This is a genomic window from Streptomyces sp. NPDC014676 (genome assembly GCF_043084105.1).
Classification (GTDB): Bacteria; Actinomycetota; Actinomycetes; order Streptomycetales; family Streptomycetaceae; genus Streptomyces.
Window position 1 is genome coordinate 875108 of record NZ_JBIBZI010000003.1, and the last position, 21061, is coordinate 896168.

The 21061-nt window shown below is 72.3% G+C and carries 18 protein-coding genes and 1 pseudogene; 10 read left to right on the forward strand and 9 right to left on the reverse strand.

The window, feature by feature from the left end:
* Positions 1 to 63 precede the first annotated feature (63 nt).
* Entirely contained in the window at positions 64 to 1059 is a 996-nt protein-coding gene (locus ACF1DX_RS12485) for a TAXI family TRAP transporter solute-binding subunit (protein WP_391791143.1), read from the forward strand.
* Here the strand turns inward: ACF1DX_RS12485 and ACF1DX_RS12490 are convergent.
* Entirely contained in the window at positions 1038 to 2471 is a 1434-nt protein-coding gene (locus ACF1DX_RS12490; RefSeq protein ID WP_391791144.1) for a sensor histidine kinase, read from the reverse strand. The genes ACF1DX_RS12485 and ACF1DX_RS12490 overlap by 22 nt on opposite strands.
* Before the next feature lie 9 nt (positions 2472 to 2480).
* Complete coding sequence (locus ACF1DX_RS12495; protein ID WP_391791145.1) at positions 2481 to 3167, reverse strand: response regulator transcription factor; 687 nt, start codon at positions 3165 to 3167, stop codon at positions 2481 to 2483.
* Between the two features lie 285 nt (positions 3168 to 3452).
* Between ACF1DX_RS12495 and ACF1DX_RS12500 the strand changes: the two genes are divergently transcribed.
* The 8 genes from ACF1DX_RS12500 (at position 3453) to ACF1DX_RS12535 (ending at position 9922) form a co-directional block, all read left to right on the forward strand.
* Positions 3453 to 4229: an amino acid ABC transporter ATP-binding protein gene (locus ACF1DX_RS12500; protein ID WP_391791146.1), complete on the forward strand. Its 777-nt coding sequence runs from the start codon at positions 3453 to 3455 to the stop codon at positions 4227 to 4229.
* A gap of 82 nt (positions 4230 to 4311) precedes the next feature.
* Positions 4312 to 5151 (forward strand): glutamate ABC transporter substrate-binding protein, encoded by an 840-nt coding sequence (locus ACF1DX_RS12505; RefSeq protein ID WP_391791147.1) that lies wholly within the window; start codon positions 4312 to 4314, stop codon positions 5149 to 5151.
* Positions 5152 to 5260: 109 nt separating this feature from the next.
* Positions 5261 to 5938 carry an amino acid ABC transporter permease gene (locus ACF1DX_RS12510; protein WP_391791148.1) on the forward strand — a complete coding sequence of 226 codons (678 nt, stop codon included), beginning with the start codon at positions 5261 to 5263 and terminating at the stop codon, positions 5936 to 5938.
* Positions 5935 to 6837 carry an amino acid ABC transporter permease gene (locus ACF1DX_RS12515; RefSeq protein WP_391791149.1) on the forward strand — a complete coding sequence of 301 codons (903 nt, stop codon included), beginning with the start codon at positions 5935 to 5937 and terminating at the stop codon, positions 6835 to 6837. The genes ACF1DX_RS12510 and ACF1DX_RS12515 overlap by 4 nt, the downstream gene beginning before the upstream one ends.
* 293 nt (positions 6838 to 7130) lie before the next feature.
* Positions 7131 to 8741 (forward strand): FAD-dependent monooxygenase, encoded by a 1611-nt coding sequence (locus ACF1DX_RS12520; RefSeq protein WP_391791150.1) that lies wholly within the window; start codon positions 7131 to 7133, stop codon positions 8739 to 8741.
* 104 nt (positions 8742 to 8845) lie between these two features.
* Positions 8846 to 8917, forward strand: a complete 72-nt coding sequence (locus tag ACF1DX_RS12525; protein ID WP_311710492.1) for a putative leader peptide — start codon at positions 8846 to 8848, stop codon at positions 8915 to 8917.
* Between the two features lie 88 nt (positions 8918 to 9005).
* Positions 9006 to 9533: a cysteine dioxygenase gene (locus tag ACF1DX_RS12530; protein ID WP_391791151.1), complete on the forward strand. Its 528-nt coding sequence runs from the start codon at positions 9006 to 9008 to the stop codon at positions 9531 to 9533.
* On the forward strand, positions 9524 to 9922 hold the full coding sequence (locus tag ACF1DX_RS12535; protein WP_391791198.1) for a rhodanese-like domain-containing protein: 399 nt from the start codon (positions 9524 to 9526) through the stop codon (positions 9920 to 9922). Before ACF1DX_RS12530 ends, ACF1DX_RS12535 begins: the two co-directional genes overlap by 10 nt.
* A 383-nt stretch (positions 9923 to 10305) precedes the next feature.
* On the opposite strand, the gene recX is transcribed toward ACF1DX_RS12535, so the two are convergent.
* From recX to ACF1DX_RS12570, 7 genes and pseudogenes are all read right to left on the reverse strand, one after another.
* On the reverse strand, positions 10306 to 11091 hold the full coding sequence (recX, locus tag ACF1DX_RS12540) for a recombination regulator RecX (RefSeq protein ID WP_391791152.1): 786 nt from the start codon (positions 11089 to 11091) through the stop codon (positions 10306 to 10308).
* 3 nt (positions 11092 to 11094) lie between these two features.
* The gene (recA, locus tag ACF1DX_RS12545; RefSeq protein WP_391791153.1) at positions 11095 to 12213 is read right to left on the reverse strand and encodes a recombinase RecA; all 1119 of its coding nucleotides are present in this window, start codon (positions 12211 to 12213) and stop codon (positions 11095 to 11097) included.
* Positions 12214 to 12453: 240 nt separating this feature from the next.
* Positions 12454 to 13716, reverse strand: coding sequence for an AI-2E family transporter (locus ACF1DX_RS12550; protein WP_391791154.1), 1263 nt, complete (start codon positions 13714 to 13716; stop codon positions 12454 to 12456).
* 58 nt (positions 13717 to 13774) lie between these two features.
* The gene (locus tag ACF1DX_RS12555; RefSeq protein ID WP_391791155.1) at positions 13775 to 13969 is read right to left on the reverse strand and encodes a DUF3046 domain-containing protein; all 195 of its coding nucleotides are present in this window, start codon (positions 13967 to 13969) and stop codon (positions 13775 to 13777) included.
* Between the two features lie 111 nt (positions 13970 to 14080).
* A complete protein-coding gene (locus tag ACF1DX_RS12560; protein WP_391791156.1) occupies positions 14081 to 14389 on the reverse strand; it encodes an AzlD domain-containing protein in 309 nt (102 codons plus the stop codon).
* The gene (locus ACF1DX_RS12565) at positions 14386 to 15138 is read right to left on the reverse strand and encodes an AzlC family ABC transporter permease (RefSeq protein ID WP_391791157.1); all 753 of its coding nucleotides are present in this window, start codon (positions 15136 to 15138) and stop codon (positions 14386 to 14388) included. The genes ACF1DX_RS12560 and ACF1DX_RS12565 overlap by 4 nt, the downstream gene beginning before the upstream one ends.
* A gap of 29 nt (positions 15139 to 15167) precedes the next feature.
* Positions 15168 to 16004, reverse strand: a pseudogene (locus ACF1DX_RS12570) (AraC family transcriptional regulator); the annotation flags it as partial.
* A gap of 84 nt (positions 16005 to 16088) precedes the next feature.
* Here ACF1DX_RS12570 and ACF1DX_RS12575 point away from each other — a divergent pair.
* On the forward strand, positions 16089 to 20948 hold the full coding sequence (locus ACF1DX_RS12575; RefSeq protein ID WP_391791158.1) for an ATP-dependent helicase: 4860 nt from the start codon (positions 16089 to 16091) through the stop codon (positions 20946 to 20948).
* The last annotated feature ends 113 nt before the right edge of the window (positions 20949 to 21061 follow it).

Here is a 21061-nt window from a genome sequence, read left to right on the forward strand (position 1 = left end):
CTCCCCGGCCCGCTGTGAGCTCCGCCCTGGTCAGCGGCCACCCCGGCTGGCAGGATCGCGCGCATGTCCCACACGCTGTCCCGGATCGGCAGGCGACGGGCCCTGCGGGGCACCGCCGCCGGTCTCGTCGTACTCGGACTGCTGCTGTGGTGGCTGGCGCCCTGGGAGGAGGAGCCCCCGGGCGGGACGATCACCCTGAGCACGGGCACCCGCGCGGGGGTCTACCAGAAGTACGGCGTACTCCTGCGCAGCTCACTCGGCAAGCACATGCCCGACCTCGACGTACGCCTGAAGACGAGTGCCGGGTCGCAGGAGAACGTGCGCCGCGTGGCGACCGGGGAGGCCGACTTCGCGATCGCCGCGGCCGACGCGGTGGAGACGTACCGGCTCAGCGACCGGCCGGGCGCCGACCGGCTGCGCGGGGTGGCGCGCCTGTACGACGACTACGTGCAGCTCGCCGTCGCGCCCGACTCGGGCATCAAGACCGTCGCCGACCTGCGCGGCAAGCGGGTCGCCATAGGGCCGCCCAAGTCGGGCGTCCGGCTCATCGCCAACCGGGTGCTCCGGGCGGCCGGCATCGACCCGGAGACGGACATCGAGCCCTCCTCCGACGGCATCGACAACGGCCCGGAGCGGCTCGGGCACGGCCTGGACGCCTTCTTCTGGTCCGGCGGACTGCCCACGGACGGCCTGAAGACACTCGCCGAGCAGTCCGCGCTCCGGTTCGTGCCGATCGACGCCGATCTCGTCTCCAAGCTGCACGAACAGGGCGGCGCCACGCGCTACTACCGCGTCACCAACATGCCGGAGTCCGCCTACCCGGGCAGCCGGCCCGGCGCGCCCGTCGCGACGATGGCGGTGTCCAACCTCCTGATCACCCGGGCGGACGCCGATCCCCGGCTCACCGAGTGGCTGACCCGCATCGTGCTCAAGAGCCGGGACAACATCGGGGCACACGTCCACTCCGCCCAGCTGGTCGACGTACGCACCGCGATCTACACCGACCCGCTCCGGCTGCACGAGGGCGCCCGCCGGTACTACCGGTCCGTCAAGCCCTGAGCCGTCGCCTCACCCGCGGGAGCGTTCCTCGGCACCGTCACGGTCACCCGCAGTCCGTGCGGCTCGTGACGCTCGTACGCGATCGAGCCGCCACCCGCCGCGAGCAGCGCCCGCGTGATGGACAGGCCCAGGCCCGAGCCCTTGATGTTCTGGTGCCGCCCGCTGCGCCAGAAGCGGTCGCCGACGCGGGTCAGCTCCTCCTCGGTCAGTCCCGGACCGTTGTCGGTGACGACGACGGTGGACATGTCACCGTTGGAGGCGACGGTGACCTCGACGGTCTCACCCTCCGGGGTGAACTTCACCGCGTTGTCGATGACCGCGTCCAGGGCGCTGGACAGCGCCACCGGGTCGGCCCACGCGGTGGTCGCCGGGCAGGTGCCGGTCAGGCGGACGCCCTTGGCCTCGGCGGTGGGCGCCCAGGCCGCGACGCGCTCGGCGGCCAGGGCGCCGATGTCGGTGATCTGGAGGCTGGCCTCGCTGTGCTCGGCGAGCGCGAGGTCGAGCAGGTCGTCCAGGACCTGCGCCAGGCGCTTGCCCTCGGCCTGCACGGAGGCGATCTCCTCGTTGCCCTCGGGCAGCTCCAGGGCGAGCAGCTCGATGCGCAGCAGCAGCGCCGAGAGCGGGTTGCGGAGCTGGTGCGAGGCGTCGGCGACGAAGGCCCGCTGCTGCTCCAGCACGCTCTCGACGTTGTCCGCCATCTCGTTGAACGACCGGGCGAGCCGTCTGAGTTCCGGCGGTCCGCCGGCCGCCGCGACCCGGGACTTCAGCCGTCCGGTGGCGATGTCGTGGGTGGTGGCGTCCAGGATCCGTACGGGCTTGAGCACCCAGCCGGTCAGCCGCAGCGCCGCGCCGACCGCGAGCAGCATCGCGGCCGCCTCCCCCGCGGCGATGACCAGCCAGCCCCGGAGGATGCGGGAGCGCATCGGCCCGGTGGGCGAGTCGGTGACCACGACCGCGACGACGTCGCCGTCCCGGATGACCGGTGAGGCCACCACCAGGCTGCGCCGCTGCCAGGGCCACACCTGCTCGGGGTCGTGGCTGCGGCGGCTGAGCAGCGCCTCCTCGAAGGCGTCGCGCACCTCGCCCTCGCTGGGCAGGAACCAGTCGTCCGGCGCGTGCGCCATGGGCGAGTCGTTGAGGTAGAAGACGCCCGCGCGGATGCCGTACACCCTGTGGTAGCTGTGCAGCTCGCTGCTGAGCGTCTCGCGACGCTCGTTGATGTCCACGCCGGACGGGTCGGTGGGCTCGGTGACGAACTGGGCGAGGGCCGCGAAGCGCGCGGTGTCGTCGATCCGGTCGACGACGACGTTCTGCTGCTCCGCGCCGGCCAGGCTGACGGCCAGCGGGACGCCGAGGGCCAGCAGGACGGCCGCCATCAGGACGATGAGCAGCGGAAGCAGACGTGTGTGCACCCGGCCCCGCTACGCCGTGGGCGCGACGAGCCGGTAGCCGACGCCGCGCACGGTCTCGATGAGGGCGGGCATGCGGAGCTTGGCGCGCAGGGAGGCGACGTGCACCTCCAGGGTGCGCCCGGTCCCCTCCCAGCTCGTGCGCCACACCTCGCTGATGATCTGTTCCCGGCGGAAGACGACCCCCGGCCGCTGGGCGAGCAGGGCGAGCAGATCGAACTCCTTGCGGGTGAGCTGGACGGCCGAGCCGTTGACGGTGACCTGGCGGGTCGGCAGCTCGATGCGGACCGGGCCGAGCCGCAGCTCGGTCTCCGTGCCGCCCGTGGCGTCCTCGTGGACGGTGCGCCGGCTGACGGCGTGGATCCGCGCGAGCAGCTCCCCCGTGTCGTACGGCTTGACCACGTAGTCGTCGGCGCCGAGGTTGAGGCCGTGGATGCGGGAGCGCACGTCGGACCGCGCGGTGACCATGATCACCGGCGTGCCGGTGCGCTTGCGGATCTTGCCGCAGACCTCGTAGCCGTCCTGGTCGGGCAGCCCCAGGTCGAGCAGGACGACGCCGAAGCCCTCCCCCTCGGGGACGAGCGCCTGGAGCGCCTCCTCGCCGCTGCGCGCATGGGTGACGTCGAACCCGTGCCGCGCCAGCACCGCCGACAGGGCGGCGGCGACGTGGTTGTCGTCCTCGACGAGAAGCAGTCTCACCAGGGCCCCCTTTGGTTCATCGGCCGTACGCTCTTCATGTGTACAAAAACGCGCACGCGGGCGCGTGCACCTTGCAGTGACGCCGATGAACGAGGACGGCGTCAAGAGGGTTCCGGTTGCTCTTCCGTACCGTTACCCGGCCGAAATCACCCCTGCTCACAAGTGCTACGACAGGTGTCCGATTGCTATCGGATCGTGATGCTCAGATTCCCCTCAGATGTGATGACGCAGGTCTAACGGGTTACTACTGTCCTCCGAAACCGAGGAGGACGGAGCCTGAGAGCGATGACCGAAGTATCGGTGGCCAAGGAAGATGTGGCCGCGACCGGCGATCTGGTCGTCCTGAAGAGCGTCAACAAGCACTTCGGCGCGTTGCACGTACTCCAGGACATCGACCTGACGATCGCCCGTGGCGAAGTCGTCGTGGTCATCGGACCCTCCGGGTCCGGGAAGTCCACCCTGTGCCGCACCATCAACCGTCTGGAGACGATCGACTCCGGGTCGATCTCGATCGACGGCAAGCCCCTGCCCCACGAGGGCAAGGAGCTCGCCCGGCTGCGGGCCGACGTGGGCATGGTCTTCCAGTCCTTCAACCTCTTCGCGCACAAGACCGTGCTCGAGAACGTGATGCTGGGCCAGGTCAAAGTCCGCAAGAAGGACAAGAAGGCGGCCGAGGAGCGGGCCCGTGCCCTGCTCGACCGGGTCGGCGTGGGCGCGCAGGCCGAGAAGTACCCCGCGCAGCTCTCCGGTGGCCAGCAGCAGCGTGTCGCCATCGCGCGGGCCCTGGCGATGGAGCCCAAGGTCATGCTCTTCGACGAGCCGACGTCGGCGCTCGACCCGGAGATGATCAACGAGGTGCTGGAGGTCATGCAGCAGCTCGCCCGCGAGGGCATGACCATGATCGTCGTCACGCACGAGATGGGATTCGCCCGCTCGGCGGCGAATCGCGTGGTGTTCATGGCGGACGGTCGCATCGTCGAACAGGCCTCGCCGGACCAGTTCTTCAGCAATCCGCGCAGTGACCGCGCCAAGGACTTCCTGTCGAAGATCCTTCACCACTGAGGCGCACCCCGCGCCCCGCCGACCCGCGTCACCGGACACCGCCCGGGCCGCATCACTTCATCAGAGTCAAAGGATGTGCACCATGAAGCTCCGCAAGGTCACCGCCGCCTCGGCCGTCGTGTTCGCTCTCGCCCTGACCGCCACCGCCTGTGGCGGCGACGACAGCGGCGACAACGGTTCCTCCGGGGGCGGCGGCGACAAGATCAAGATCGGTATCAAGTACGACCAGCCCGGTCTGGGCCTGAAGACGCCGCAGGGCTACGAGGGCTTCGACGTGGACGTGGCGACCTACGTCGCCAAGGAGCTCGGCTACGAGCCCGACCAGATCGAGTGGGTCGAGACCAAGAGCGCCGACCGCGAGAACGCGCTCTCGCGCGGGGACGTGAAGTTCATCGCGGCGACCTACTCCATCACCGACGAGCGCAAGGAGAAGGTCGACTTCGCCGGCCCGTACCTGCTGGCCCACCAGGACCTGCTGGTGAAGAAGGGCTCGGACATCTCCGAGGCCACCGACCTGAACGACAAGAAGCTGTGCTCGGTTACCGGCTCGACGTCGGCGCAGAACGTCAAGAAGGACTTCGCGCCGGATGCGCAGCTGACTGAGCGCGGCGGCTACTCGGAGTGCCTCTCCGCCCTGCAGAGTGGAGCTGTGGACGCGCTGACGACTGACGACTCGATTCTCGCCGGCTACGCCGCGCAGGACCAGTACAAGGGCAAGTTCGAGCTCGCCGGCCTCAAGCTGAGCAACGAGAACTACGGCATCGGTGTCAAGAAGGGCGACACCGAGACCGTGAACAAGATCAACGACGCCCTGGAGAAGATGGTCAGCGACAAGTCCTGGGACAAGGCGGTCGAGGAGAACTTCGGCCCGGCCGAGTACAAGAACGAGCCGGCTCCGCAGATCGGCAACATCGTCAAGTAAGCCCAGGACCGCAACGCGGGTCCAGAAGGCGTGCCGCCGTCCGTCGCGATCAGGACGGCGGCGCGCCGCGTCCGCCCCGTAGACCACACACCCGGAAGCGCGGGAGATCGTGTTCGACTTTATTTCTGACTATGACGACCCGTCCCTGCTGGGCGCTTTCTGGGTCACGGTGCAGCTCACCGTCTTCTCGGCCATCGGATCCCTGATCTGGGGCACTCTGCTGGCGGCCATGCGGGTCAGCCCGGTACCGCTGATGCGTGGCTTCGGCACCGCCTACGTGAACATCGTCCGGAACATTCCCCTGACCGTCATCATCGTCTTCACGTCACTCGGCCTCGCCGACATCTTCGGCCTGGCGATGGGCGCGCCGGACGACTTCGAGCTCAAGTACTTCCGACTGGCCGTGCTCGGCCTCGTCGCCTACACCGCGGCCTTTGTGTGCGAGGCGATCCGCTCCGGCATCAACACGGTGCCCGTCGGGCAGGCCGAGGCGGCACGGGCCCTCGGACTGAGCTTCAGCCAGGTGCTGTCGCTCGTCGTGCTGCCGCAGGCATTCCGCTCGGTCATCGGCCCCCTGGCCAACGTGCTGATCGCGCTGACCAAGAACACCACCGTGGCGGCCACCATCGGTGTGGCGGAGGCCGCGCTCCTGATGAAGGAAATGATCGAGAACGAGGCACAGACGCTGCTCATCGGCGCGGTCTTCGCCTTCGGGTTCGTGGTACTGACCCTGCCCACCGGCCTGTTCCTCAACTGGCTGAGCAAGCGCCTGGCGGTGAAGCGATGACTTCTGTTCTCTACGACGCCCCCGGCCCGAAGGCCAAGCGGCGCAACCTGGTCTTCTCGGTCGTCTTCTTCGTCCTGCTCGCCCTGCTGCTGTGGTGGGTCTGGCAGGTGCTGGACGACAAGGGCCAGCTGGAGTGGTCCTTGTGGAAGCCGTTCACGCAGTCCGAGGCGTGGACGACCTATCTGCTGCCCGGCCTCGCCGACACGCTGAAGGCCGCGGCGCTGGCCATGGTCATCGCCCTCCCACTGGGCGCGGTCCTCGGCATCGCACGCATGTCCGATCACCGCTGGGTGCGCATCCCGGCCGGCGCGGTGGTGGAGTTCTTCCGCGCCATCCCGGTGCTGCTGCTGATGCTGTTCGCCAACGAGTTCTTCGCCCGTTCCACGGACGTCACCAGCGAGGACCGGCCCCTGTACGCGGTCGTCACCGGTCTGGTGCTCTACAACGCCTCGGTCCTCGCCGAGGTGGTCCGGGCCGGCATCCTCGCCCTGCCCAAGGGGCAGACGGAGGCCGCCCAGGCGATCGGCCTGCGCAAGAGCCAGACGATGAGCAGCATCCTGCTGCCGCAGGCGGTCACGGTGATGCTCCCGGCGATCGTCAGCCAGCTGGTCGTCATCGTGAAGGACACCGCGCTGGGCGGCGTGATGCTCGGCTTCACCGAGCTGCTGAACTCGCGCGCCACGCTGGCGGCCAACTACGCCAACGTCATCCCCAGCTTCATCGTGGTGGCGGTCATCTTCATCGTCCTCAACTTCATCCTCACCTCCTTCGCCTCCTGGCTCGAAAAGCGCCTGCGCCGCAGCAAGCGCAGCACCGGCGCGGTGCTCGGCCCGGAGGATGTCGACGACCTCAACGCGGCCGAGGTCGGAGGCATCCACGGGACCGGTGCGGAGAAGTGACGCACGCCTGACGCACGACATGACTGTGGCCCGCCGCATCCCGGCGGGCCACAGTCATGTCGAGTTGCCGGATGTCGTCGGCGGTACGGAGGAGCCGTACATCCCGGACTCGTGTGATGAACAGTCAAGTGGTGTGACCGGCCCCTCCCCATTTCATGATCGCCACTGTCCTTCGGTCACTTGACGCAAGCACCGGCAATAGGTTGCATACGTTCTGTGATCGTGCACCCTGCTCCATCTTCCTGTTCCTCCACGCCTCTTCGGGCGTCACTTCGAGCAGGGGGCGCCGCGCCGTGGACCCGGTGATCATCGTCGGAGCGGGGCCCGTCGGGCTCACGCTCGCGCTGGCGCTGGCACGCCAGGACGTGCCGTGCGTGGTCCTCGACGAAGGACCGGGCAAGGACGAACCCCGCCCAGCGCGCACCGTCGTCCTGCGCGAGGAGACCGCCGCGCTCATGGAGCGGCTGACCGGCGTGCCGCTCGCGCACGCCGGTGTCCGTTGGGCCGGATGGCGGTCGATGCGGCGCAAGCAGGTGACGGCCGAGGTCGCCTTCGGCGACACCGAGCCCGCACCCCTGCACATCGCCCAGCACGTCCTGACGGATGCGCTGCGCGCGGCCCTCGCCGGCGAACGGCTCGTCAGGATCGCCGTGAACAGCAGGCTGGACGCCATGGAGCAGGACCCCTCGGGCGTCACCGCCCATACCCGCGGCGACACCGGCACCTGGTGGCGCGGCAGTTACCTGGTCGGCTGCGACGGCCCGCGCTCGACCGTGCGCAAACTCCAGGACATCCGCTTCCCCGGCCGCACCGCGGTGGAACGTCACGCCGTGGCCGCCCTGCGCACCGAGCTTCCCTGGTACGACGAGGCGCTGCTGCACCGCACGCCGCCGTGGCGCACGTCCGGTCCCTCGGCCGGGGAGATCACCGCGCGCCCGCTGCCGGACGGGGTGTGGCGCCTGGACTGGCTGCTGCCTCCGGGCAAGGACCTGGTCACGCCCGAGCTGCTGCTGGGCCGCGTCCGGGAGACCCTGGCCGGCTGGACCGGCGGTCCGACCCCGCCGTACGAACTGCTGGACACCGGGGTGCACACCGTCCACCACCGGCTGGCCCGGCGCTGGCGGGCCGACCGGGTGTTCGTCGCCGGGGACGCGGCCCATCTGCTCGGCTCGCTGGGCACGCACGGGCTGGAGGAGGGGCTCCGCGACGCCGACAACCTCGCCTGGAAGCTGGCGCTGGCCTGGCACCACGGCCCGCACGAGGCGCTGCTCGACAGCTACCAGACCGAGCGCCGGGCGATCGTCGCCGCCCGGCTGCGCGCCGCCGACCAGGCGCTGCCGCTGGTGCGCGGCGGCGGACTGCGCTCCTACGTTCCCGGGTCCGCGCGGGGACACGACACACTGCTGATGGACGGCCACCTGGGGCGGGGCCCGCTGGGCGCGCCGGGGACGTACGCCGGCTCCCCGCTCGCTCCCGGCCGCCTCGAAGGGGAGGTTCCCATCGGAACGGCTCCCGGTTCCGCGGTGACGGACGTACGGGTCACGGCGGAGGACGGCACCTTCGTCCGGCTGCGGGACCGGTTCGGCCGGGGTGCGCTGCTGGTGGTGCTGATCGCGCCCGGTACTGGCGTGTGGGAGCGGCGGCACTGGGTGTCCGCCGGGATCATGCCCCGGCTGGCGGCGGCCGTCTCGACGCTGCCGCACCGGGCCGAACTGCTGGTCGCCGAGAGCTATCCGGGGGCGGCGGCCCACACCGTGCTCCTGGTACGCCCCGACGGTCACCTGGTGACGGCGCTGAGCGGGGTCCGCCCGGCGGATCTGTACGCGGCGGCGGAAGCGGCGGTCGGCGGGCCCGCCACCACGGAGGCGGAGGCCAGGGCCGACGCGGGGGCCGGGTCGCGCTGAGCGGCCGTCCGGTCGAATCGTCGTCACCCCACGGTCCACAGGGTGACGACGAGTTGAACCGGCGCGCGGCCCCGTGGTGTACTCCGCTCGTGACCGACACCTGCGTGCACCTGTGGCGGAGGGTCCATATGGACCTCGTCCGCTATGCGGGCTGCGTGTGTCGCCCGTCCTGCTGATTCGCGTCTCTCACCCTTCCCCGCGCGCCGCTCTCCATCTCGTCCGAGTGGTCGCGCGCCTCCGCGAACCTTCTCCAGGACGGTGCACATGTCTGTCTCCTCCCCTGTTCCGGCTCCCGTCTCCGCACCCACGCAGGCGGACCTCCTCGACTTCGTACGGCGTACCGTCGCCGACGCCGAACTGATCGCCGCCCTTCCGCTCGATCCCGAGGGGCGCACCTGGGTGCGGCTCGACGGGCCCGGTGGCAGCGAGGCCTGGCTGATCGGCTGGCCGCCCGGCACCGGTACCGGCTGGCACGACCACGCCGACTCCGTCGGTGCCTTCATGACCGCGTCGGGCGAGCTGAAGGAGAACTCGCTCGCCGCGCGGCTGCCCACCGACGGCTGGAAGACCCTGGAACTCACGGACGGCGTGGACCGGGAACGACGGCTGGGGACCGGGCAGGGGCGCGCCTTCGGCCGGCATCACGTCCACGAGGTCCTCAACGAGTCCCCGGACCGGCACGCGGTCTCCGTGCACGCCTACTACCCGCCGTTGCCACGGATCCGCCGCTACAGCCGCAGCGGCCTTGTTCTCCGCCTGGAGCAGGTCGAACGCCCGGAGGACTGGCAGTGAGCGTTGGCATCGACGAGTTGCTGGAGCGGGTGCGTGCCGGTTACGAACGCGTCGGCCCCCGGGACGCGTACGAGGCCGCACGGGCCGGTGAGGCACTGCTGGTGGACATCCGCTACGCCGCGCTGCGGGACCGGGACGGGCTCATTCCCGAAGCCCTCGTCGTCGAACGCAACGAACTGGAGTGGCGCCTGGACCCGCGGGGCAGCCACCGCCTCCCGGAGGCCACGAGCCACGACCTGCGGATCGTGGTGATCTGCAACGAGGGCTACGCCTCCAGCCTCGCGGCGGAGTCCCTCCACCGCCTGGGTCTGCACCGGGCCACGGATCTGGTGGGCGGCTTCCAGGCCTGGCGGGAGGCAGGCCTGCCGGTGGTGCCTGCGCCCGCGTAGGCGTCGCGCGGACGGCGACCGGTACGGTGCCGCCGCCGAGACGGGCGGAAGCCACCGCCCTCATCGGCGGCTTCCGGGCTTGGCTGCCCAGAGGGCCCGTTTCGCGCAAGGTGCCGCGCCGGCGCGGCGGCCGGGTGCGGTGTCGCCACTGTGATGCCGACGGGCCACATGTCCGCTGGGCGGTTTCCGGGCCTGGCGGAACACTGGACCACCGGTGGCACCCACGCCCGCACAGGCGTCGCGCGGGCAGCGGCCGGGTGCCGGGCTCTCCGCCGGGCCACGGATCCGGGACGACGGAAGACCGGGGCCGCCGGTGGCACCGAGGCCCGCGTAGGGCATGGCACCGGGAGCAGCCGGGGCGGGCCCCGTTCCCCCGCGCCGACTCAGAACCCTTCGTCGCCGGGGAACTCCGTGTCCTCGCCCTCCTCCTCCAGCGCCTGCCGGACGACGCGCAGGGCGAGGCCCTCGGAGTAGCCCTTGCGGGCGAGCATGCCCGCGAGGCGGCGGAGCCGCTTGTCGCGGTCGAGTCCGCGGGTGGCGCGCAGCTTGCGGGCGACCAGCTCCCGGGCGGTCTCCTCCTCCTGCTCGGAGTCGAGCCGGGAGACGGCCGCGTCGATCAGCGTGGGATCGACCCCCTTGGTGCGCAGCTCCCGGGCGAGCGCGCGCCGGGCGAGTCCCCGGCCGTGGTGCCGGGAGTCCACCCAGGCGTCCGCGAAGGCGCTGTCGTTGATCAGTCCGACCTCCTCGAACCGGGACAGCACCTCCTCGGCGGCCTCGTCCGGGATCTCCCGCTTGCGCAGGGCGTCGGCGAGCTGCTTCCGGGTGCGCGGGGTCCCGGTGAGCAGGCGCAGGCAGATCGCCCGCGCCCGCTCGACCGGGTCCGCCGGAGGCTCCTCCCGCTCGGCCCTCGACGAGGAGGAGGCGTCCCCGTCCTCCGCGACCGCCTCGCCGAAGGTCCGGCGTCTGCGCCCGCGTCCGCCGCGCGGCCCGCCGTCACGCGGGCCGCCCGCCCGTGCACCGCCACCGTCGCGGGGGCCGCCCCCGTCGGCGATGCCGTCGTACACCGCGTCACCGTCCACGGCTGAGCCGTCGCCGCCCTCGGTGCCCCTCCCCCGCGGGGCGCCGGAGGCGGCGAACTCGTACTCGGCCCAGTCGGTTCGTCGCGTCACGGGTCAGCTCTTGGCCGCCGCGGCCTTGGACTTGGTGGCCTTGGCCGCCGGGGCCGGCACCACGGCCGGCTCGGCCGCGGCGGTGCTCGTGGCGTCCGCGCCCGGCTCGGCGGCGGGCTCCTCGGGCCGTACGCCGACGCCCAGCTTCGTCAGGATCTTCTTCTCGATCTCGTTGGCGAGGTCGGGGTTGTCCTTCAGGAAGTTGCGGGCGTTCTCCTTGCCCTGGCCGAGCTGGTCGCCCTCGTACGTGTACCAGGCGCCGGCCTTGCGGACGAAGCCGTGCTCCACGCCCATGTCGATCAGGCCGCCCTCGCGGCTGATGCCCTGGCCGTAGAGGATGTCGAACTCGGCCTGCTTGAAGGGCGGCGCCACCTTGTTCTTGACGACCTTGCAGCGGGTGCGGTTGCCGACCGCCTCGGTGCCGTCCTTCAGGGTCTCGATGCGACGGATGTCGATGCGCACCGAGGCGTAGAACTTCAGCGCGCGGCCACCGGTCGTGGTCTCCGGGGAGCCGAACATCACGCCGATCTTCTCGCGGAGCTGGTTGATGAAGATCGCGGTGGTCTTGGACTGGTTGAGGGCGCTGGTGATCTTCCGCAGGGCCTGGCTCATCAGGCGGGCCTGCAGACCCACGTGGCTGTCGCCCATCTCGCCCTCGATCTCCGCGCGCGGGACGAGCGCGGCGACGGAGTCGATGACGATGAGGTCGAGGGCGCCGGAGCGGACCAGCATGTCCACGATCTCCAGGGCCTGCTCGCCGTTGTCCGGCTGGGACAGGATCAGGTTGTCGATGTCGACGCCGAGCTTCTTCGCGTACTCGGGGTCGAGGGCGTGCTCCGCGTCCACGAAGGCGACCTGGCCGCCGGCCCTCTGCGCGTTCGCCACCGCGTGCAGGGTCAGGGTCGTCTTGCCGGAGGACTCCGGTCCGTAGATCTCCACCACACGGCCGCGCGGCAGGCCGCCGACGCCGAGGGCCACGTCGAGCGCGGTCGATCCCGTCGGGATGACCTCGATGGGCTCGTTCGTCCGGTCGCCCATGCGCATGACCGCGCCCTTGCCGAATTGCCGTTCAATCTGTGCGAGCGCGGCGTCGAGCGCCTTCTCGCGGTCGGTTCCTGCCATGGGTTCCACCCGATTTGCTTGATTCGATCGCTTCACGTCAAAGACGCTAACGCCTGCCACTGACAACGCGCCCCGACGCACCTCCGGCCTGTGGATAACGCGGGTACATTTCTTCCCTAACTGGGACATAACGCCCGCCGTTGAGCCTCATCGGCACTTCCATGAGAATGGATGTTCGATTTTCATGTCAAGCGCACCACACGGCACCACAGTCCTGTGTTCCGTGTGGTGCGGCCGCCCTCAGGAGGCCCCGGTGTCTCCGCCGCGTGACCGCCCCGCGCCCGGCCGGCGGGCCCATCGATGACGGACGCGCATGAGGATGCCCGGCCCGTCGCCGGGGCCTCGGTGCCCGAGTACACGGGGGTCGTCCGTGACGTCGTACCGCCGCACGTACGCACCCAGGAACGCCTGGAGGGTGGCGACGGCGGGGATGGCGATCAGCGCGCCCACGGCACCGAGCAGGGCGGTGCCCGCGACGACCGAGCCGAAGGCGACCGCCGGGTGGATGTCGACGGTCTTGGAGGTCAGCTTGGGCTGCAGCACGTAGTTCTCGAACTGCTGGTAGACCACCACGAAGATCAGCACCCACAGGGCGTACCAGGGATCGACCGTGAAGGCGATCAGCATGGGCAGGGCGCCCGCGAGATAGGTGCCGATGGTGGGGATGAACTGCGACACCAGACCCACCCACACGGCGAGGACGGGCGCGTAGGGCACCTCGAGGAACTCCAGCAGGACGTAGTGCGCCAGGCCGGAGACCAGTGCCATCAGTCCGCGCGAGTAGAGGTAGCCGCCCGTCTTGTTCACCGCGATCTCCCACGCGCGCAGCACCTCGGCCTGCCGGGCGGGCGGCAGCAGGGAGCAGACGGTGCGCCGCAGCCGAGGCCCGTCGGCGGCGAAGTAGAACGAGAACAGACCGACGGTCAGCAGCTGGAAGAGACCGCCGAGGACCTGCGCGGAGACGTCCAGGACACCGGTGGCGCTGTTCTGGACGTAGTTGCGCAGCCAGTCGGAGCGCAGCAGGCCCTCCTGGATGTCCACGCGCCGCAGCTCGGTGTGGAAGTGCGTGTTGACCCAGTTGATCACCGAGTCGAGGTAGTCCGGGAAGTCCTCGACGATCTTGACGATCTGTCCCGCCAGCATGGACCCGAGCAGCGTGACGAAGCCCGCCGCCGCGATCAGCACGCCCAGGAAGACGAGGAAGGTGCCCAGGCCCCTGCGTACCCCGCGCGCGGCCATCCAGCTCACCGCGGGCTCGACGGCGAGCGCCAGGAAGAACGCGATGAGAACGTTGATCAGCAGGCCGATGAGCTGGTGGAAGGCCCAGCTGCCCAGCTGGAACACCGCGTACAGCGCGAGGGCGAGCACCATGGCGCGCGGCAGCCAGCGCGGCATGCGGGCGCCCGGCCCGGATATGGGGGCAGTCGGGGGCCCGGCGGGCGGCGGCGCGCCGGGCGTGGTGGGGTGCCGGGCCGCCTGCCCGGTTTCGTCAGTGGGTGCCACGGACCAAGTCTCGCCCACGCCGGCGGCGGCCGTGCGCTCCCGACGGTCTCTGTGACGATCAGCGCCTCTCCGCGGGGACGTTCATGACCCCGCAGACCACCTGCCAGACGTCCTTGGCGCTCCAGCCGGCCGCCAGCGCCTCGTGCACGGTGCGCCCGCCGAGCTCGGACATGACATGGTCGCGCGCGAAGGTGTCGGCGTAGCCCGCGCCGAAGTGCTCCGTCATCCGCTCCCAGAAAACCGTCAACCGCATGCACCCAGTATCCCGCCTGCGGGGGCGGCCCCGAACCGGGCCGTCCCCGCAGGCGCGGGTGAGCGAAACCCGCCCCCGGGCACGGTGTCCGGCGACGCCGTGCCCGCCACCTCACCCGCCCAGTGCCCGCACCCCCGCCGTCACCACGACCGCGGCTCCGACGACGACCAGGAACGGAGCGCGCAGAACCAGCGCCACGGCGGCGGCCGCCACACCCGCCGCCCGTGCGTCGACGACCAGGGTCTGGCCGTCGGAGAAGGTCTGCTGGGCGGTCAGCGCGGCGAGCAGGGCGACCGGAAGGAGCGCGGCGAGACGCCTGACGAGGGGCCGTTCCAGGACCCCGGCGGGCACCAGCAGCCCCGCGAGCTTGACGGCGTAGCAGCCGACGGCGGTCACGACGATCGCGATCCAGATGTTCAACGGTCCCCCTCCACCGTCGTGTCACCGCGCGAGGCGCTCTTCCTGCCCCGCGCCCACAGGACGGCCGGTGCCGCGAGCGCGGCCACCAGGACCGGCACACCGGCCGGCAGCACGGGCAGCAGCCCCAGCCCCAGGAGGACGGCGAGCCCGGCGACGGTCCGCTCGGTACCGGTGCGCAGCATCGGCGCGAGGAGCGCCAGGAAGACCGCGGGGCCGGCCGCGTCCAGCCCCCACGCGTCGGTGTCCCCGATGGCCTCGGCACCCAGTGCGCCGAGCAGTGTGGTGAGGTTCCACAGGAGGTACAGGCTGAGCCCGGTCACCAGAAACCCGATGCGCGCGCTGCGCCGGCCGGGCTGGGCGAGCGAGACGGCGGTCGTCTCGTCGATCACCCACTGCGCGGCGAACGGCCGCACCGCGCGGGGCAGCGCCAGCAACTGCGACAGCCGCAGCCCGTAGAACGCGTTGCGCACCCCCAGGAAGAACGCCCCCGCGGCGGCCGTGAACGCCCCTCCGCCCGCCGCCAACGCCCCCACCAGCGCGAACTGGGAGGCGCCGGTGAACACCAGCAGGCTGAGCGCACAGGTCTGGAGCAGGGTGAGCCCGCTGCCCGCCGAGGTCACGCCGAAGGCGAACCCGGAGAGTCCGACGGCGACCCCGACGCCGAGGGCGTCCCGTACGACGGCACCGTCCGGCTTTCCTCCTCCGTCGTCCCGTACGTCCGCGAGCACTTCTGTCCGTTCCGCTGTCACGCCCCGGACTGTACGGGCGTGCTTCCCCGCGCGTCTTGTACGTTCTTGCGCTCGCGCTGGTAGGCGCCCGGGGGCACGCCGACGATCCGGCCGAAGTGCCGGTTCAGGTGCGGCTGGTCGGTGAACCCGACCGCGACGGCCGCCTCCGAGGGCGCCGTCCCCGCGTCCAGCAGCCGCCGTGCCCGCCGCACGCGCGCGTCGGTGAGCCAGGTGTGCGGTGGCATCCCGTAGGTGTCCCGGAAGGCGCGCAGCAGCGCGAACGGGCCGGTGCCCAGCTCGGCGGCCAGCCGCTCCAGCGTCGGCGGATCCGCCATCCGCTCCTCCAGCACGGCACGCGCGCGTGCCGCGATCCCGGCGCCCGCCGTGCGCACCTCGCGTCGCGGCAGCGTCCCGCCGTTCAGCCGCAGCAGCCGGGTCACCGCGACCCGGAGCAGGGTGTCGGCGGCGAGCGCGTTGCCCTCGTCGGTGGCCCGCAGCACCTGGTGCACCAGACGGACGGTGTACGGATCGTCGAGCACCGGCGTCACGAACCCCGGTGTGCCGCGCAGCGTGGTGGTCTCGGCGGCGATCGCGCCCACCACCTCGGGCGAGGGGTACACCGCCCCGTACCGCCAGCCCTCGGGGACACCCGCCCGGCCGGTGTGCGGGGTGTCCGGGTTCACCAGGGCCAGGGAGCCGGCGCCCGCGTACACGTCGCCGCCGCCGTGGTGGAAGACCTCCGCCCCGTCGGCGATGGCGGCGATCACGAAGTTCTCGTGGGTGTGCCGGACGAACGTCTTCCGTATGTACCGGGCACGCAGCAGATCGACACCGGGCAGTTCGTCGTACCGCCAGTGCCGCGCCCGTTCCCTCCGGGATTCCGCCATACGGCCATTGTCACGCGGCCCCCGGCCACCCCCGCCCGCCCCCGGCTCGGCCCGATTGTCAGTGGCCGGGTGCACGATGGACGCATGGTCAGCGATCCGCACCGAGCCCTGGACGGCTTCTCCCCCGCGACCCGCGGCTGGTTCACGGGGGCGTTCTCCGCGCCCACCGCCGCCCAGGCCGGCGCGTGGCGGGCCATCGGGGAGGGTTCGGACGTGCTGGTGGTCGCCCCCACCGGTTCCGGGAAGACCCTGGCCGCCTTCCTCGCCGCCCTGGACCAGCTCGCTTCGACGCCGCCGCCCGCCGACCCCAAGAAGCGCTGCCGCGTCCTGTACGTCTCGCCGCTGAAGGCCCTGGCCGTCGACGTCGAGCGCAATCTGCGCAGCCCGCTGACCGGCATCCGCCAGGAGTCCGTGCGCCTGGGGCTGCCCGAGCCCGAGGTGAAGGTCGGCATCCGCTCCGGCGACACCCCGCCCGCCGAGCGGCGCGCCCTGGCCACCCGTCCGCCGGACATCCTGATCACCACGCCCGAGTCGCTGTTCCTGATGCTGACGTCCGCCACGCGCGAGGCGCTGACGGGCGTGGAGACGGTGATCCTCGACGAGGTGCACGCGGTCGCCGGCACCAAGCGCGGCGCGCATCTCGCGCTCACCCTGGAGCGGCTGGACGAGCTGCTGCCCCGTCCGGCCCGCCGTATCGGCCTCTCGGCGACGGTGCGCCCGGTCGACGAGGTCGCCCGGTTCCTCTCCCCGCGCCGCAAGGTGGAGATCGTCCAGCCGGAGTCCGGCAAGGAGTTCGACCTGTCCGTGGTGGTGCCGGTCGAGGACCTGGGCGAGCTGGGCGGCTCCCCGGTCGCCGACGGCTCGGAAGGGGCCGAGCGCCCGTCGATCTGGCCGCACGTCGAGGAGCGGATCACCGACCTGGTGCAGGCGCACCGCTCGACCATCGTGTTCGCGAACTCCCGCCGCCTCGCGGAGCGGCTGTGCAACCGGCTCAACGAGATCGCCTACGAGCGGGCCACCGGAGAGCCCCTGGACGAGCACCACTCCCCCGCCGAGCTGATGGGCGGCTCCGGGGCCGCCCAGGGAGCGCCCGCGGTCATCGCGCGCGCCCATCACGGCTCGGTGTCCAAGGAGCAGCGCGCCTTGGTCGAAGAGGACCTCAAGGCGGGCCGGCTGCCCGCGGTGGTCGCCACCTCCAGCCTGGAGCTGGGCATCGACATGGGCGCCGTCGACCTGGTGATCCAGGTCGAGTCACCGCCGTCCGTCGCCTCCGGGCTCCAGCGCGTCGGCCGCGCGGGGCACCAGGTGGGCGCGGTCTCCACGGGCGTGGTGTTCCCGAAGTACCGGGGCGACCTGGTGCAGGCCGCCGTGGTCACCGAGCGGATGCGCACGGGCGCCATCGAGTCCCTGCGCGTCCCCGCGAACCCCTTGGACGTGCTGGCCCAGCAGATCGTCGCCATGACGGCCATGGACACCTGGCAGCTCGACGACCTGCTCGCGACGGTCCGCCGCGCGGCGCCCTTCGCGTCCCTGCCCGAGTCCGCCTTCACGGGCGTCCTGGACATGCTCGCCGGCCGCTACCCGTCCGACGCGTTCGCGGAGCTGCGCCCGCGCGTGGTGTGGGACCGGGTCACGGGCGAGATCACCGGCCGCCCCGGCGCCCAGCGCCTGGCCGTCACCTCCGGCGGCACGATCCCCGACCGGGGCCTCTTCGGGGTGTTCCTGGCGGGCTCCGACCCCAAGAAGGGCGGCGGACGGGTCGGCGAGCTGGACGAGGAGATGGTCTACGAGTCCCGCGTGGGTGACGTCTTCACCCTCGGCACCAGCTCCTGGCGCATCGAGGACATCACGCGCGACCGCGTCCTGGTCTCCCCCGCGCCGGGCGTGCCGGGCCGGCTGCCGTTCTGGAAGGGCGACCAGCTGGGCCGCCCGCTGGAACTCGGCCGCGCGGTGGGCGCGTTCCTGCGCGAGGTGGGCTCACTGTCCAAGGACGACGCCCGGCTGCGGCTCCTGGCGGCGGGACTGGACGCCTGGGCCGCCGACAACGTCCTGTCCTACCTCGACGAGCAGCGCGAGGCCTGCGGCCACGTCCCCGACGACCGCACCATCGTGGTGGAGCGCTTCCGCGACGAACTGGGCGACTGGCGGGTCGTCGTGCACTCCCCGTTCGGCGCCCAGGTGCACGCCCCGTGGGCGCTCGCGCTCGGCGCCCGCCTCTCCGAGCGGTACGGCATGGACGCCCAGGTGATGCACGCCGACGACGGCATCGTGCTGCGCCTGCCGGACGCCGATCTGATGGGCCTCGACCTGCTCGACCAGGAGCCGGTGAAGGCCGGCACCGAGTACGACGCGGACCGGGCCCCCGTGGGCGCGGCCGACGTCGTCTTCGACAAGGGCGAGGTCGACCAGGTCGTCACCGACCAGGTGGGCGGCTCGGCGCTGTTCGCGTCCCGGTTCCGCGAGTGCGCGGCCCGCGCGCTGCTGCTGCCGCGCCGCAACCCCGGCCGGCGCACCCCGCTGTGGCAGCAGCGTCAGCGCGCCTCACAGCTGCTCCAGGTGGCCGGGGAGTTCGGTTCGTTCCCGATCGTCCTCGAGGCCGTCCGCGAGTGCCTCCAGGACGTCTTCGACGTGCCCGGGCTCGTCGAGCTGATGGGTGACCTGGAGGCGCGCAAGGTGCGCCTGGTCGAGGTCACCACTCCCGAACCGTCCCCCTTCGCCCGCTCCCTCCTCTTCGGATACGTCGCCCAGTTCCTGTACGAGGGCGACTCCCCGCTCGCCGAGCGCCGCGCCGCCGCCCTGTCGCTGGACTCACGGCTGCTGGCCGAGCTGCTCGGCCAGGCGGAGCTGCGCGAGCTGCTCGACGCGGAGGTGCTGACCGAGCTGGAGCGCGAGCTGCGGTGGCTCACCGAGGACCGGCGCGTCAAGGACGCGGAGGGCGTGGCCGACCTGCTGCGGCTGCTGGGCCCGCTCACCGACGCCGAACTCTCCGAGCGGGGCGCCGAGCCGCAGTGGGCACGGGAGCTCGCCTCCGCGCGGCGCGCCATCCGGGTGCGGGTGGCCGGCACCGACCACTGGGCGGCGATCGAGGACGCCGGCCGGCTGCGCGACGCGCTGGGCACGGCGCTGCCGGTCGGCGTGCCGGAGGCGTTCACCGAGCCGGTCAAGGATCCCCTCGGCGACCTCCTCGCGCGGTACGCGCGCACCCACGGCCCGTTCACGTCGGCGACGGCGGCGGCCCGTTTCGGTCTGGGTGTGGCGGTCACCGAGGGCGCCCTGCGGCGGCTCTCTGCGGCGGGCAGGGTCGTCCAGGGCGAGTTCCACCCGGCCGGGATCGGACAGGAGTGGTGCGACGCGGCCGTACTGCGCCGGCTGCGCCGCCGCTCCCTGGCCGCGCTGCGGCACGAACTGGAGCCGGTGCCGCCGCCCGCGCTCGCCCAGTTCCTCCCCCAGTGGCAGCACATCGGCAAGGGACACTCCCTGCGCGGCGTCGACGGCCTGGTGCGCGCCGTCGAGCAGTTGCAGGGCGCGTCCGTACCCGCGTCCGCCCTGGAGAAGCTGGTCCTGCCGTCCCGGGTGGCGGACTACGCCCCGGCGATGCTGGACGAGCTGACGGCCGCCGGGGAGGTGGTGTGGGCGGGCGCCGGTTCGCTGCCCGGGAAGGACGGCTGGGTCTCCCTCTACCTCGCGGACACGGCCCCGCTGCTGCTGCCGCCCCCGCACCCCCTGGAGCCGACCGCCCTCCACCGGTCCGTCCTGGACGCCCTCTCCGGCGGCTACGGCCTGTTCTTCCGCCAGATCGCCGACCAGGTCCGCGCCACCACGCACCCCGAGGCCACCGATCCCCAACTGGCCGACGCCCTGTGGGACCTCGCCTGGTCCGGGCGGCTGACCAACGACACGCTCTCCCCCCTGCGCTCCCTGCTGGGCTCGGGCCGCACCGCGGGCGCCACGGCCCACCGCGCGAAGCGCTCCGTCCCGCGCGGGCGCTACGGCTCGCTCACGGCGTCCGCCCGCGGTGCCTCCCGCACCGGCCCGCCGACCGTCGCCGGCCGCTGGTCCCTGCTCCCGGACACGAACACGGATGCCACGGTCCGCGCCCACGCCCTGGCCCGCACCCTGCTCGACCGGCACGGTGTGGTGACCCGGGGCGCCGTCTCCGCGGAGGGTGTCGAGGGCGGCTTCTCGGCGGTGTACCGGGTGCTGTCCGCCTTCGAGGAGACGGGCCAGGCGCGTCGCGGCTATGTGGTGGAGGGCCTGGGCGCCGCCCAGTTCGCGATGGACGGGGCCGTGGACCGCCTCCGCGCGGCGGCCAACGCCCGCGAGCGGAGCGACGGCCTCCCGGCCGCCCCCGGCCCCGACCTGCCCGACCCGTTCGGCGTCACCTCCGCGCACGACGGCTTCCCCGGCCCGGACGACACGCCGTACCCCCGTCTCTCGCCGGGCGACTACGTCTCCCCGCGCGACCTGGCCCCGCAGTCCCCTGCGCCCCGGCGTAACGGCGGGCGTCCCGCGTACGACCCCTTCGCCGGCCGCCGTACCGGCCAGGACCACGCCGCACGCGCCGTGGTCCTGGCCGCCGCCGACCCGGCGAACGCCTACGGTGCCGCTCTGGGATGGCCCGAGCCGCCGACCGGCGCCGGGCACAAACCCGGCCGCAAGGCGGGCTCCCTGGTGGTGCTGGTGGACGGCGAGCTGACGCTCTACATGGAGCGCGGCGGCAAGACGCTGCTGGCCTGGCCCGCCGGCTCCGACGGAGATCCCGCCGACGACCCACGCCTCCCGGCCGCCGCCGAGGCCCTCGCCGCGGCCGCCCGCGCGGGCTCCCTGGGCACGGTCACGGTGGAGCGCGTCAACGGCACCTCGGCGCTGACCTCCCCCCTGGGCACCCTCCTGGAGACCGCGGGTTTCGTCGCCACCCCCAGAGGACTCCGCCTGCGCGCCTGACCCACCGCCACCCCGACGGATCCCGGCCTCCACCGACCGGACGCCCCACACGCGCCGACGGAGCCCACGACACCCCCTTGCCCCCTCCTGCGAACCACGGGCCACGCCGCCCT

What these genes read in the sequence shown, in the direction of transcription:
- ACF1DX_RS12505 (WP_391791147.1), top strand. Translation starts at nt 4,312, where the DNA reads ATGAAGCTCCGCAAGGTCACCGCCGCCTCGGCCGTCGTGTTCGCTCTC.
- ACF1DX_RS12485 (WP_391791143.1), top strand. Translation starts at nt 64, where the DNA reads ATGTCCCACACGCTGTCCCGGATCGGCAGGCGACGGGCCCTGCGGGGC.
- ACF1DX_RS12500 (WP_391791146.1), top strand. Translation starts at nt 3,453, where the DNA reads ATGACCGAAGTATCGGTGGCCAAGGAAGATGTGGCCGCGACCGGCGAT.
- recA (WP_391791153.1), bottom strand. Translation starts at nt 12,213, where the DNA reads ATGGCAGGAACCGACCGCGAGAAGGCGCTCGACGCCGCGCTCGCACAG.
- ACF1DX_RS12555 (WP_391791155.1), bottom strand. Translation starts at nt 13,969, where the DNA reads ATGCGGTTGACGGTTTTCTGGGAGCGGATGACGGAGCACTTCGGCGCG.
- ACF1DX_RS12515 (WP_391791149.1), top strand. Translation starts at nt 5,935, where the DNA reads ATGACTTCTGTTCTCTACGACGCCCCCGGCCCGAAGGCCAAGCGGCGC.
- ACF1DX_RS12530 (WP_391791151.1), top strand. Translation starts at nt 9,006, where the DNA reads ATGTCTGTCTCCTCCCCTGTTCCGGCTCCCGTCTCCGCACCCACGCAG.
- ACF1DX_RS12575 (WP_391791158.1), top strand. Translation starts at nt 16,089, where the DNA reads ATGGTCAGCGATCCGCACCGAGCCCTGGACGGCTTCTCCCCCGCGACC.